Source organism: Alteromonas confluentis, from assembly GCF_001757105.1.
In the GTDB taxonomy this organism is placed as follows: domain Bacteria; phylum Pseudomonadota; class Gammaproteobacteria; order Enterobacterales; family Alteromonadaceae; genus Alteromonas; species Alteromonas confluentis.
On sequence record NZ_MDHN01000004.1, the window covers coordinates 134,089 to 147,701 of the forward strand.

Annotated in this window: 10 protein-coding genes and 2 pseudogenes; 7 read left to right on the forward strand and 5 right to left on the reverse strand. The window is 48.9% G+C overall.

Annotated elements, in window-relative coordinates; all coding sequences use genetic code 11:
* Window positions 1-115 precede the first annotated feature (115 nt).
* The 3 genes from BFC18_RS01495 to BFC18_RS01505 are packed head-to-tail and all read left to right on the forward strand — an operon-like array spanning window position 116 to window position 3,296.
* Window positions 116-835: a glycosyltransferase family 2 protein gene (locus BFC18_RS01495; protein WP_070123417.1), complete on the forward strand. Its 720-nt coding sequence runs from the start codon at window positions 116-118 to the stop codon at window positions 833-835.
* On the forward strand, window positions 832-1,563 hold the full coding sequence (locus BFC18_RS01500) for a TVP38/TMEM64 family protein (protein WP_070123418.1): 732 nt from the start codon (window positions 832-834) through the stop codon (window positions 1,561-1,563). The genes BFC18_RS01495 and BFC18_RS01500 overlap by 4 nt, the downstream gene beginning before the upstream one ends.
* Window positions 1,560-3,296, forward strand: coding sequence for an ArnT family glycosyltransferase (locus BFC18_RS01505; protein ID WP_070123419.1), 1,737 nt, complete (start codon window positions 1,560-1,562; stop codon window positions 3,294-3,296). The genes BFC18_RS01500 and BFC18_RS01505 overlap by 4 nt, the downstream gene beginning before the upstream one ends.
* A 42-nt stretch (window positions 3,297-3,338) precedes the next feature.
* Here BFC18_RS01505 and BFC18_RS01510 read toward each other — a convergent pair whose 3' ends face one another.
* Both BFC18_RS01510 and nagZ read right to left on the reverse strand, forming a co-directional pair.
* Window positions 3,339-4,913: a serine hydrolase domain-containing protein gene (locus BFC18_RS01510; protein ID WP_070123420.1), complete on the reverse strand. Its 1,575-nt coding sequence runs from the start codon at window positions 4,911-4,913 to the stop codon at window positions 3,339-3,341.
* Window positions 4,906-6,816: a beta-N-acetylhexosaminidase gene (gene nagZ, locus BFC18_RS01515; protein ID WP_070123421.1), complete on the reverse strand. Its 1,911-nt coding sequence runs from the start codon at window positions 6,814-6,816 to the stop codon at window positions 4,906-4,908. Before nagZ ends, BFC18_RS01510 begins: the two co-directional genes overlap by 8 nt.
* A 214-nt stretch (window positions 6,817-7,030) precedes the next feature.
* Between nagZ and BFC18_RS01520 the strand changes: the two genes are divergently transcribed.
* From BFC18_RS01520 to BFC18_RS22100, 3 genes and pseudogenes are all read left to right on the forward strand, one after another.
* On the forward strand, window positions 7,031-8,230 hold the full coding sequence (locus BFC18_RS01520; RefSeq protein WP_070123422.1) for an anhydro-N-acetylmuramic acid kinase: 1,200 nt from the start codon (window positions 7,031-7,033) through the stop codon (window positions 8,228-8,230).
* Between the two features lie 194 nt (window positions 8,231-8,424).
* Window positions 8,425-9,153: pseudogene (locus tag BFC18_RS22095) on the forward strand (PAS domain-containing protein); the annotation flags it as partial.
* A gap of 219 nt (window positions 9,154-9,372) precedes the next feature.
* A pseudogene (locus tag BFC18_RS22100) lies at window positions 9,373-9,732 on the forward strand (methyl-accepting chemotaxis protein); the annotation flags it as partial.
* An 86-nt stretch (window positions 9,733-9,818) separates the two neighbouring features.
* On the opposite strand, the gene BFC18_RS01530 reads toward BFC18_RS22100, so the two are convergent.
* The gene (locus tag BFC18_RS01530; protein WP_070123424.1) at window positions 9,819-10,940 is read right to left on the reverse strand and encodes an S-(hydroxymethyl)glutathione dehydrogenase/class III alcohol dehydrogenase; all 1,122 of its coding nucleotides are present in this window, start codon (window positions 10,938-10,940) and stop codon (window positions 9,819-9,821) included.
* 127 nt (window positions 10,941-11,067) lie between these two features.
* On the opposite strand from BFC18_RS01530, the gene BFC18_RS01535 reads away from it, so the two are divergent.
* Complete coding sequence (locus BFC18_RS01535; protein ID WP_070123425.1) at window positions 11,068-11,940, forward strand: LysR substrate-binding domain-containing protein; 873 nt, start codon at window positions 11,068-11,070, stop codon at window positions 11,938-11,940.
* A gap of 36 nt (window positions 11,941-11,976) precedes the next feature.
* On the opposite strand, the gene BFC18_RS01540 is transcribed toward BFC18_RS01535, so the two are convergent.
* On the reverse strand, window positions 11,977-12,702 hold the full coding sequence (locus BFC18_RS01540; RefSeq protein ID WP_070123426.1) for a sulfotransferase-like domain-containing protein: 726 nt from the start codon (window positions 12,700-12,702) through the stop codon (window positions 11,977-11,979).
* Window positions 12,702-13,610, reverse strand: a complete 909-nt coding sequence (locus BFC18_RS01545; protein ID WP_245680314.1) for a D-amino acid aminotransferase — start codon at window positions 13,608-13,610, stop codon at window positions 12,702-12,704. The genes BFC18_RS01540 and BFC18_RS01545 overlap by 1 nt, the downstream gene beginning before the upstream one ends.
* Window positions 13,611-13,613 lie beyond the last annotated feature (3 nt).

Below are 13,613 nucleotides of genomic sequence, written 5' to 3' on the forward strand. Positions count from 1 at the left end.
CTGACCTATCAGGCGTATGTTAGTTTCTTTCCTTTCTCTTAAGCTATCCTTAAGTTTCATTGAGTACACTCAGCACTCTTTTCTACGCAAATGAAATACCGAAAAGGATAGTGCTTTGGACCTCTCTGTTGTGATTCCCGCCAAAAATGAGCAGGATAATATTGCTCCACTGGTCAGTGAAATCGAGCTGGCACTTTCAACTTTGCCACTAAAATACGAAATTATTTACGTCGATGACGGTAGTACCGATGCTACAGCGCAAGTGATAAAAGAACTGGCGGTCCTAAAAAATACTCCACTCAAACTTATCCGTCATAAATATTCTTGTGGACAAAGCACGGCTATTTATACCGGCGTTAATAAAGCGCAGGGAAAACTTATTGTTACCCTGGATGCCGATGGCCAAAACAACCCCGCAGATATTCCTGCCATGCTAAATGCTGCCAGCCTGCTTCCCGCTACCAGCGACTTTTGTATAGCGGGTTATCGCAAGCAACGCAAAGATACCACCTGGAAACGTTTCCAGTCTCGTATTGCTAACCGTGTTCGCAGCGCGATTTTGCATGACAATACGCCAGATACCGGGTGTGGACTTAAAGTGTTTCCCCGAGCCACCTTTCTTAAATTGCCTTATTTTGATCATATGCATCGATTCCTACCTGCACTGGTGCGTCGTGCCGGTGGAAACGTTGTAATAACCGAAGTCTCGCATCGTGACCGTCAGTTCGGCACCTCCAAATATACAATGCTTGGACGTGTAGGTGTTGGCATTGTAGATATGGCCGGCGTACTGTGGCTGCAACGTCGTTCTAAGTCTGTGGAAATACTCAATTGAAAGCTGTAGTTTCGAAGTATGCGCCGAAGTCTGCGATTAGAAACTTGACTGTTGTGCTGCTTGTACTTTTTGCGGCCAGCGAATTACTCAACCAATTGCCCGCTTTAACGGGTTTTGATCAGACCTGGATAGATGCCCATACTCGAAATAATGGCGTTACGGGCACAGTGCTTTTTCTTGCGATAGCTACTGGCTTACTTTCGGTAGGCATGCCCCGGCAAGTCGTCGCATTTCTTGCTGGCTATGCCTTCGGATTCACCGAAGGCTTTATTTACGCGACGTTGGCTGCAACCATAAGTTGCGCTTGTTGCTTTACGGTATCTCGATTATGGGCCCGCCGCTGGGTGAACAACCGATACCCCTCCAAGATAGCTAAAATAAACGGCTTTCTACAAAAACATTGTTTTTTAAAAACCATCGTCATACGACTACTCCCCATTGGCAATAATCTGCTGACTAACCTTGCTGCCGGCGTGACCACAGTTAAACCCGCCCCCTTTATTTTCGGTTCTGCCATAGGTTACATCCCGCAAATGATGATTTTCTCATTGATGGGTAAAGGTGTTGTTGTTCAATCAAGTTGGAAAATGGCGCTAAGTGTTGGCCTATTGTGTCTTTCCGCGCTACTTGGGGTTTATCTTTATCGTCAATTCAAAGCTGGTACAAACCTGGATGATAGCGATAAAACTGTAACAACCACATTACCCTCTGGCCTCGAGAAACAATGATTAAAAGTCAACAATATAACTGGTATGCAAGGTTAACGAACAATAACCAGAATAGTGTATTTCTCTTCTTTTTATTTGCCGCTGCGGTTATCTTTTTCGGTATGGGCTTGCGCTCTCCTTGGCCAGCCGACGAACCGCGTTTTGCCCAAATCGCAAAAGAGATGGTGGAATCAGGTCAATGGTTATTTCCGATGCGAGGAAACGAATATTATCCCGATAAACCACCGGTTTTCATGTGGTCCATAGCGGTGTTTTATGCGCTTACGGGCTCATTGAAAATTGCATTTCTGCTTCCTTCAGCGCTGGCAAGTATGCTTTCGCTATTTTCAGTTTATGACATTGGTAAGCGGTTATGGAGTAAACAAACAGGACTGATTGCAGCCGCTTTGCTGTTAACCACCTTCCAGTTTGTTTTACAAGCCAAGTCGGCCCAGATTGATGCATTGGTGACCTGCTGGATAACGCTGGGCTGTTACGGATTGCTGCGTTTTTTGCTAGTCGATCATCTTTGGCGTTGGTACTACTTTGGCTGCTTTTTTATGGGCATTGGTGTAATTACCAAGGGCGTTGGTTTTTTACCCATTTTCATGTTAATTCCCTATGTGCTTTACCGCGGTTTCTTCGTTCGCCCAGCCTTTTCTTTAAGCATCATGTCTATAGCAAAATGGCTAGCTGGTCCGCTGGTAATGCTGCTAGCGATCAGTTTATGGCTAATCCCGATGCTAATGGCTGTTGAGCATAGTAATGACCCCCTACTTGCACAGTATCGTGACAACATTCTGTTCCGTCAGACGGTTACCCGATACGCCAATTCCTGGCATCATATAAAACCGTTCTGGTATTACATTACGAGTGTTATACCCGCGTTTTGGCTTCCTCTCAGTGTTGCCATTCCGTGGCTTGTGCCCCATTGGTTCCGTCATATTAAGCAAGGCGATGCCCGCGTTATTATTCCTCTTGGCTGGATTATTCTACTGTTGCTATTTTTCAGTTTGAGTCCAGGTAAACGTGGTGTTTATGTGTTACCAGCAGTCCCCATGCTTGCGCTCATCAGTGCACCCTATATTTATAACCTCATCAGTAGCAAGGGTTTAAAATGGTGCCTGTGGGGTATCGCACTGGCGCTGTCTGTAGCACTACTACTTGTCGGTATAGGCGGTCTCGCAGGACTGACAGCCGCCGTTAAATTGGAAGAGAAGTTTGACATTGCGCCCTGGTACTTTTTTATTTTCACCGGTTTCCTCGGTACCGCCATTTGCGCGCTAAACATTAGAAGAAACCAGTGGCAGGCGTGGCCAGCTTTTATCTTCATGCTCTGGGCTGGATACAGTTCCTGGGGTGCAACGCTGTTAGAAGAGGTAAAAACGCCGAAGCATATTTATGCCAATATTCAGGCGCAACACGGCGATAATATTGAGGTCGGCTTGGTGGACTTTGCTGAACAATTTATTCTTTTCTCACCTTACCCGGTAACTCACTTTGGTTTCCACACGCCTAACGATGCGCAAATCTCGCAAGCCTACCGTTGGATTGGCCAAGACAGCAACCGGTTCATTCTAACCAGTGCCGAACATGTCTCTCCGGAGTGTTTCAATGTGGACACCGTGGAACATATGGGCTTTGCCCATCGCACTGACTGGGTGTTCATCTCCGCCGACGATCGTCTGCCAGGCTGTCCGCTCAGCGACGCAACTGTACCGGAATATCACTATCAACCAGGCAGCAAATCCTGAGCACGGATTGTGTCGTCAGTAAGATTCTGCGACACATGCCGGTTATACCTGTGGCGATTTCCAAAACCCGTCAAGGGCTCTGAGTAGCGCATTCCAGGCAGGTTTAACAGAAGGGTATGTACCATCGATGGAGAGTCCGTTATGTTGCCGGTTGGTCAACATGATCACGATGAGCTGGTCGTCTGGCCTGAACATGATTTCACTGCCGGTAAACCCAGAATGCCCGAAACTTTCTCGCCCTTCACCATTTTCAAATCGCCAGAACCCCAGCGCCTGATTGGTATCGAAAGGCGTTTGCAAAAACTGATTCAGGGTTTCCGGATCAGCCAGCATGGTGTTACCGTAGCCACCACCGTTTAGCAATGTCTGGCAGAAAACAGCGAGGTCCTGCACGGTAGAGAACAATCCCGCATGACCAGCCACACCTTCCAGTCCGTACCAGGCGTTACCATCGTTAACCTCGCCATTCAGCACATCATTACGGTAACCAGAGAAAGTATTGGAGAGCGGTGGCTTATCTAAAATCGGGTAAGGCTTACCCGACGTCACCATATGCTGTTCATAACCGTTACCCAGTGACGTCGCGGCGATATTACTTCGCCATTCTGGAGGCGGCAGATAGCGGGTGTGATTCATGCCTAGCGGCGCAAATACGGTGTTTTGCACATACTCATCAAGACGGGAGCCCGTTGTATGCTCCACAATTTCACCGAGTAACATAAACCCAATATCAGAATATGCACGCTTTTCTCCCGGCGAATAGCGCAGAGGTAATGCTGCCAGATAAGTATAAACAGAACTTCGACTGCGCTTTTTATGCAGCCAGGTAGGCTGCCACTCCCACAGGCCGGCTCGGTGCGTTAAGAGCTGTTTCAATGTGATCTGCGCTTTATCTGTGCCGGACATGCCGGGTAACAATTCACCCAGGGTATCGGTGAGTGACAATCTTCGTTCACTCACAAGATGCATTATCGCTGCTGTGGTACTCACCACCTTGGTCACCGAGGCCAAATCGAACACGGTATCAGCATGCACCTTGCGAGGAGCAGTAAACGGGTAAAGCTCGCCGTCTGTTGCCCCTTGATATTGCGCCATACCTTGCCCTTCAGCGAAGAGGATTTTTCCGCCCCGGGCCACCAGTAAAGCCGCACCAGGGTACAGACTGGTATTTGGGTCTGTGCCTGAATAGCGACTTATGATTTGCCTGAGTTCACGCTTCTGGAGATCTGTCAGCGATGCGTCTTCCCCTGCAATCTCAAGCTGCGGATAATCCACCGCCACGGCAACATCACCTTCAGTGAGTGTGAGCGTAAGCGTGTTTTCACCGGCGTGCACTGCGGATTTGTCATTTAAGATCAGCGGCCCTTCCGATGTAGGGCTGAGTTCGCCTTGATAGACAATCTGATGGTTAATTTCAATGATGACCTGACTGTACTGCATGGGAAAAATACGCAGCCGGGCGCGTTCACCCGGCGTAGTAAACACACCGGAAACACGTTGTCCCCGATTTTTTGATTGCAGCACCAGTTGACCCGAGAGCGTATCGGCGGGCACGGGTGTCACGCCGATAAGGGTCGCCAGTGTCAGTGTGGCGTAGCGACGAAAGCGCCTAATCATTGGCCCATTCAAATCGCGCGGGATGCGGTGCCGCTTCGGTATGAACAGAATTTGTCAGCGACACAGGTAATCCACCTGATGGGGTAAGCAGGCCGATTAACACTCGTGCCAGGCTGTCCATCGTGCCGCCGGTAAATCGGGCATCTTCGTCTTCAGACAGGGCATACACATTCGCATTATAGGTGGCCAGAACCGCACCAGCACGGGTGTCCAGTCGCGCTTTGTCGTAAGGCATTCGCAGGTAAACCAGAATGCTGCGCTTGCCGCTGGCCTGAACCTGATCAAACAATCCAGGTAACATAGCCTGTGCTTCATCAAACCCCATCAGTTGTTGCTGATTTGCCGCCATATCTTCCATACCGCCAAGCTCAACCAGGCTTGGTGTTGGTGTCATACTGCCAACCACCACGCTGTCTACTTGTTGCAGCGCTGATTTCAGTGACGCTGCGTTAATTTGCTGCAAACTCATACACATAATTTGCTGCTTCGGGCGGTACAGCGTGATGTGATACTCGAGGGCGCTGCACACATTCATTTCAGGCATCAAAACCAGGACTTTGTCGCTTGCCGGGATAACATAATCCTTCGCCATGCCTGACAAAGCAGCCACCGCGGCATCAGCCAGTTTTTGGGCTTTTTGTTTGTTAGCAGACAAATTCGCGGCCAATTGTTCTGGCGAGGGTGCAGGCCACTTGGCTAACCCAAAGCGCTGCTTCGTGGCGCGGATGCGTTCAGCAGAACGGGCAATTTGCTTCGCGTCGAGCTCACCTTTCTGCACTTTTTTTACTAACGCATCAAGCAACTTATTGAATCGTTTAATGTCTTGTTTGTTATGCATGGGCAATGGCATAACCACCACATCAGTCCCTGCGGCAAAAGAAGCAGCAACCGCATCGGTCTGGTCGAAAAATTTAGCAATACCCGCCATGTTCATAGCGTCTGACACAATGATACCGTCGAAATTTAGTTCGTCGCGTAGAATGCCGGTAAGGATTTTATGGGATAACGTAGCCGGTTTAATTTGCGGGTTGCCATCCCGGTCTAGCAGGGTGCTGTCATCGAGCTGTGGATACTGAATATGCGCCGTCATCACCATGGCGGGCTTGGCTTTGGCAATAATTTGTTTAAACGGATATACATCAACGGCATCTATTACCGCTTTGGTATGGTCGACAACCGGTAATGCCAGATGACTGTCAGTATGCGTGTCGCCGTGACCAGGGAAATGCTTCAACGTTGCCAGCACACCTTCACCTTGCATGGCCCTCACCTGTGCTTCCCCCATCTCTGCAACGAGTTTTGGGTCCTGACCGAAAGATCGCACATTGATCACTGGATTTTCGAGATTGGCATTCACATCCACATTAGGCGCGAAATTGGTATTAATCCCCAGCGCTTTAAGTTCCTGCGCTAAAATCTGTCCACTTTCTGATGCGAATCGGGTGCCGTGCTTCGCTTCTGTTGCACCAATCGCCATATTGCCCGCAAAATCGGTGGTAAATACTCTCGGCGTGCGGAACACGCGCCCCCCTTCCTGATCGATAGCGATAAATAAGGGCTGTCCAGCTTTGCTACTGAGTGCCGCTTTCTGCATATCGTTTGTAAGGGCCGCGATTTGATTGGGATAGCGCAGATTCTCACTAAACAAAATCACACCACCAAGCCCGGTATCTTCAATTAAATCAGCCAATGACTCTGGCAAAACCGTCATGGGCTCACGGCATTTTTCATTGTCGTCGTGACAAAAATAGCGCATGTCGAGCATGAGCTTTTGGGCAATATTCTGGCGAATTTGTGATTTAGAAAATTCAGCACTCATGGCGAGATTCACCTGCATCGGCACGCCCATCAATACAATCAGAAAACGAAATCCGATACGGCGAAAAACCTTGTTTGACAACATCGTTACTCATTACCTTCTTCTTCTACTGGCGAACCGAAGCCGGTCGCACTTTTATCACGGGTAATCTCACCCCGAATCTTTGTTCACGACTATACACATAGTCTGTGCTAGTTTGGACTTACTAACAGCATTCGAGTTCTGTTTCGCAGTGCGTTGTAGTATGTTGCGCCATTCTACTGCTTTTGCAATACGGATTGCTAACCGGCCAGAGAGCATGAACAAATATATAGAACGCCTTTATAACAGTGGTAACAAATCCCGCCGCAAAATTCTCGGTTTGATGAGTGGAACTTCGTTGGATGGTCTGGATATCGCGCTATGCGACATTCAATACCACGGCCAGCAAACGCTGGTTCGGGTAGAGCGCTTCACCACGGTTGAGTACGATGTTGAATTCCGTCTTGCCATTCAGCAAGTTTTTGCCCGCCGGGATGTGGATTTACAAGAAGTCACCCTGTTGAATGGCTGGGTTGCCGACTGTCACGCTGCGCTTATTAATCAAACCTTGAACAAATGGCAGGTCGACCCTGAGACCATTGACTGTATTGCCAGTCATGGTCAAACCATTTTCCACTGTCCGAAAGAACAACATGGTTTACCAGACTACGGCAACGGCACCCTGCAGATTGGCGACGGGGACCGTCTTGCTACGGCAACCGGCATAATTACTCTGTCTGATTTTCGTCAAAAGCATATTGCTGCTGGGGGAGAAGGTGCGCCGTTGGCAGTGTATGGCGACTATCTGGTGTTTGGGAGCGAAACTGAAAACCGGGTGCTGCTAAATATTGGAGGCATTGCTAATTTCACCTGGTTACCCGCTGGTCAGCAAGCCACTGACGTTTTCAGTACCGACATTGGACCGGGTAACACGATTCTCGATGCTTTTGTGTCGAAACACTTTTCTCATTTGCGCTACGACAAAAATGGCGAAATCGCGAAGCGTGGTACGGTGAACGAGGCTCTGTTGAACGAGCTACTGCGCTTCGAATTTTTTGATGCGCCCGTGCCTAAAACGACCGGACCGGAAGTGTTTAACCTTGAGTATTTGCATCAGTCTCGTTTGCACAGCCAAACTCTGACACTGCCCACAGAGGATGTTGTGGCTACGCTAACCGCTTTCACTGCCAAAGCGATTGCCAATGGCATTGTTGATGCCGTTCAAACGAGTATGGATACCACCGTGTATCTAAGTGGCGGAGGCGTGCACAACCCAACGTTAACCTCGGCAATCCAAGCGGACTTGCCAGCTAACTTTACGTTGAAAAACCTCGCCGAGCTGGGTATCGACCCTGATGCAAAAGAAGCGCTGTTATTCGCCATACTGGCAAATGAAACGCTTGCAGGCAGCCCTTGCTTCAAAGATAACCGCTACGGCATTCCTGAAACCACTATGGGTAAAATTAGTTTGCCGTAACATTGTTTCCTGGCATTTAAGTACAAACTAAACACACCGATTTATTAAAATTTGTCATGACTTCATAAAGTCATAATTTATTTTAGTAACAAATTCAATTGGGTAGACAAAACTCATCCTTTTGACTAACTCACAATTCATGCCAGTGAAAGTAGTATGGTTGTGATAATTAATAATAAAGCGCGAGACTACTAATGTTTGCCCTGAAAAAGACCTACGAAACTCATATCGCGAAACTTTCTCAAAATGCGAATCAGTACAAAGCATTCTCCGATACCGTAAAACGTCACAACGCATATGTTATCTTCACGCCGGATGGTATCGTAACTGAAACCAACGATAAGTTTGCCGCTATCTTCGGCTTCTCTGCCAACGAACTTATTGGTAAGCATCACAGCAGCCTGTGTTTTGACGAATATAAGAATTCTCCTGAATACGCTCAAATGTGGCGCGATTTGCACAGCGGGCGCGCCAGCACCGGTCAGTTTCGTCGTCGCCATCGTAGCGGCACTGCTGTTTGGCTGGAAGCATCGTACGACCCAATTGTTGACGACAACGGAGTCATTACCAGCGTACTGAAAATTTGTGCTGATATTACAAAACAAATTGAAACCGCTGAAGCGAATAAAGCTATTTCCGATGCCTTAGACCGGTCTATGGCTGTTATCGAATTTGAGCCAGACGGCACTATTCTGACAGCAAATAATAACTTCTTATCAACAGTAGGCTATACCCTCGACGAGATTCGCGGCAAGCATCACCGTATGTTCTGCTACGACGACTTCTACATCGACAATCCTAATTTCTGGGACAGACTTGCTACCGGTAAGTTCGAGTCTGGGCAATTCAAACGCAAAAATGCTGCAGGTGAAATGCTATGGCTTGAAGCCACGTATAACCCGATTTATTCACCTGATGGCCGAGTAATAAAAATCATCAAGTTTGCTGCTGACATTACCAAACGGGTTAACGAGCAAAACAATATAGCCAGAGCGTCTGAGCATGCTGTGGCTATTTCAGAAGAGACCTCGCAGATTGCATTGCGCGGCACAGAGTCACTGGCGAACTCAGTAAACTTTTTTAATGCCACTTTGCAAGAAGTAGACGACGCCAACGAGTTAATTGAGCGACTCACCACGCAATCGGCCAATATTGAACAGATCGTATCTACCATTCGCGGCATTGCCGATCAGACCAACTTACTCGCACTTAACGCAGCCATTGAAGCGGCCAGAGCGGGCGATCAAGGTCGTGGATTTGCGGTTGTTGCTGACGAGGTTCGCCAGTTAGCAAAACGTACTAGCGACTCCACCATCGAGATTGAAAACGTGGTTGGCGAAAACAAAGGTCTTGCTCAGCGCGCCAGAGACAAAATGTTTAAAGTGAAAAATGACGTAGATGCCAATGCAGAACAGATCCAGAGCGTACAAGCCGTAATGGATGAGATATATCAGGGTGCGGTTAGCGTGTCAGAAAACGTTGCCCGCATCATGACCCAGTAAGTCCAATCGACTAGGAGCACGGATGCTCCGCCTTTCATGACCATAAAAAAAAGCCCCGGAAATCGGGGCTTTTCATGTATGCCTGATTACATATGAATAACGGAGCGGATACTCTTACCTTCGTGCATCAGTTCGAAGGCCTCATTGATATCGCCCAGCGGCATGGTGTGGGTTATGAAATCCGTTAATGGGAACTTACCTGCCAGGTAATCCTCAACAATACCAGGTAGCTCAGAGCGGCCTTTCACCCCACCAAACGCAGTTCCGCGCCATACACGGCCGGTTACCAGCTGGAACGGGCGGGTAGAGATTTCCTGACCTGCACCGGCTACACCGATGATAACCGACTCACCCCAGCCTTTGTGACAGCATTCCAGTGCAGAACGCATCACATTCACGTTACCGATACACTCAAACGAAAAGTCCACGCCGCCGTCGGTCATCTCAACAATCACTTCCTGAATTGGCTTGTCATAATCTTTCGGATTGATGCAGTCGGTCGCGCCCAGCTTTTTCGCCAGCTCGAATTTAGACTCGTTCAGGTCGATACCGATAATACGGCCCGCGCCCGCCATGGTTGCACCGATGATAGCGGACAAACCAATACCACCTAAACCAAAGATGGCTACCGTGTCGCCTTTCTGAACTTTTGCCGTTTTGGTTACCGCACCCATACCGGTGGTAACACCGCAGCCCAGCAGACACACTTCTTCAAGAGGTGCTTCCGGGTTCACTTTTGCCAGCGAGATTTCAGGCAGAACCGTGTACTCAGAGAAAGTTGAACAACCCATGTAGTGATAGATTGGCTTACCGTTACAGCTAAAACGGGTTGTACCGTCTGGCATCAGGCCCTTACCCTGAGTTTCACGTACCGCGCTACACAGGTTAGTTTTACCAGAGGTACAGAACTTACATTCACCACACTCAGCGGTGTATAGCGGGATGACGTGATCGCCGACTTTTAACGACGTAACACCCTCACCCACTGATTCAACAACACCACCACCTTCGTGGCCCATAATTGCAGGGAAAACACCTTCAGGATCTTCACCAGACAGGGTAAAAGCATCGGTATGACACACGCCGGTTGCCATAATTTTAATACGTACTTCACCGGCTTTCGGTGGAGCAACCTGAATTTCTTCGATAGACAGTGGCGCTTTCGCTTCCCACGCAACTGCCGCTTTACAGGTAATAACATCTGCCATGAGTGTAATCCTTAATTCTATGTATGTTTTGACTATTCTAAACAGTCACAGTTATGAAACAATACAGGCAAAATGAAAATCACCTTTTCATATTTGCAATAATAAACCCGAACACCGGAGTATGACCATGAGCTGGGAAGGCATTACTGAATTTGTCGCCGTAGTTGAACAGCGCAGCTTCACACTGGCAGCGAAAAAACTGGGCATTTCCACCGCCAAAGTCAGTCGTCAGGTTAACCTTATTGAAACCCGGTTAGCGTCGAAATTGCTTAACCGTACTACCCGGGTTGTCACTCCCACCGATGTGGGTCAACAGTTCTATCATCAGTGTCGTCATATTCTTGATCAACTGGAAGACGCCGAGCGCTTTGTATCCGACCAACAGCTTGCACCGTCAGGTAAGCTGATGGTCACTGCACCCGTTACCTACGGCGAACGCATTATTGCGCCGGTGATAAACGACTTCCTCGCTGAACACCCCCGCATAGAAGTAAGACTGAATCTCACCAACCAGGTACTCGACCTGGTGCAGGACAACTATGATTTAGCCATACGTCTGGGACACCTGGAAAGCTCATCACTGATTGCCCGGCGCCTGGGTAATCGCACATTGTATACCTGTGCGTCGCCTGAGTACTTCTCTGAGTATGGCACACCGGAGGCGGTAAGCGATCTAAACCGCCATCAGTGTATTGCCGGCACATCGGCGCACTGGCAGTTCAAGGTGGCAGGACGGGTAACCACCCATCGTATTTCTAATCCGCGTATTCGTTGTAACAGTGGGATCGGTATTCGAGATGCAGCATTGAAGCATTTGGGAATTATTCAGTTGCCTGATTATTATGTGGCAGAAGACATTGGAAACGGGGCACTAAAAGCGATTCTCGCTACCCAGCAAATTGATGACGACGGGATCTGGGCGGTGTATCCGCAAACCCGTCATGTGTCGACGAAAGTGCGGCTTCTCATAGACTATCTGATAGAACACTTGTACCGCTAATTGCGATACAAGTGCTCGCTGATACAATACGCAAGCTCAGAATTTAAGCTTAAAGGGCTCAAGTTGTCGGTAGTAAGGAAGCGCTTGCTCACAGACTGCCTGCAGCTCATCGTCTAGTTCAGGTAGTGGCTTCATTGGCGAGGCTTTTAGGCCGGTACTTGCCCACACCGCGTTGTACCAGTGACTGGCCCAAACGCCATCGGCCTCGTTGCCACCAGCAGACCAATGCAACATACCTGGGTCGTAAGGAATGCCAATGGCTTCGCACAGCGCCTGCAAGCCTGCTGCGGGATTCACTAGCAGGTCATCGCTGTCGATAACCACCGGCGGCGTGCCGGTTTTGTCTAACTGGCGCTGAAACAGTAGCGCCTGCTGACGAATACCAATATCGTCTAGCACCGGCTTCTCACGTTTTTCATGATAACTGGCGATAACCCGTGCTGGGTGGCGTAGCAGAAACACATTCATGACGTTATCTGTCCACGCCATTGGAAAATCAGGCATCATATGGTGCGTCATGTGTTTTTGATAGAACACGGACTTTCCATTCGGTGCCTCACCCAGGCATTGCGCAATAACGTCATCGGCGCTTTGAGGCTGCGATGCAAGAATTTCTTCCTGCATCGGATGCACTTCGCCGCTGGCTTTTAGAAATGCCGCGTAGAAAGGTTCATCCACTACCCCACAGTCTTGTCTTGCAGCAAATGCGTACATCATTGCAGTGGAGAGGTTTCTTGGGCCAGACCACATTGCTATACGCATTATTGCGCCTCCTTAACCATCTGATAATAAGCTTCTCGAATTTTTTGCGTCACCGGACCTGGATGCTCGGTGCCGATGGCGCGACCATCGATGTGTGACACCGGCGTTTGCGCTCCAAAAGTGCCGGTTAAGAACGCTTCGTCTGCACCAAAGGTTTCTACCAGCGAATAGTTGCGCTCGTGTACGGTTAAGCCAAGACGCTTACACACCTCAATAACCTTCTGACGGGTAATGCCATTCATGCAGTAGTCGCCGGTGGAAGTCCATACTTCTCCCTTGCGCACGATAAAGAAGTTGCATGCATTGGTGGTGTTTACAAAACCGTGAACATCCAACATCAAGGCTTCATCAGCACCTGCTTTTTCAGCGGCGATACACGCGAGAATACAGTTCATCTTAGAATGAGAGTTAAGCTTAGGATCTTGCGTCATCGGCAGCCCGCGTAAATGGGGCACAGTAGCAAGCTTAATTGGACGGGCAATGGCAGGCTTAGAATGTTCGCAGATAATCACCAGCGTAGGGCCATGAACCGACAGCGCCGGATGCTGAAATGGCTTCTTTTTCTTGCCACGGGTGAACATCAGGCGGGCATGTACGTCGGTATGCATGTCATTCGCTCTACGGGTGGCTTCCAGTGCGGCTACCACCTCTTCCCGGCTCATGCCTAAATCCATATCAACCACTTTGGCAGCTTCAAATAAGCGATCCATATGCTCTTCCAGGAATGCCCATTTGCCATCATACAAACGCATGCCTTCCCAGATCCCGTCGCCCAGCATAAAGCCACTATCGTAAACCGAGACCTTTGCCTCATCACGGTGAACAATGTCACCGTTTACGTAAATCAGAATGTCGTCGTTACGGGCATCTTCTGCCGCGGTATGGGTCGATACATCAGCCATACTCATTGC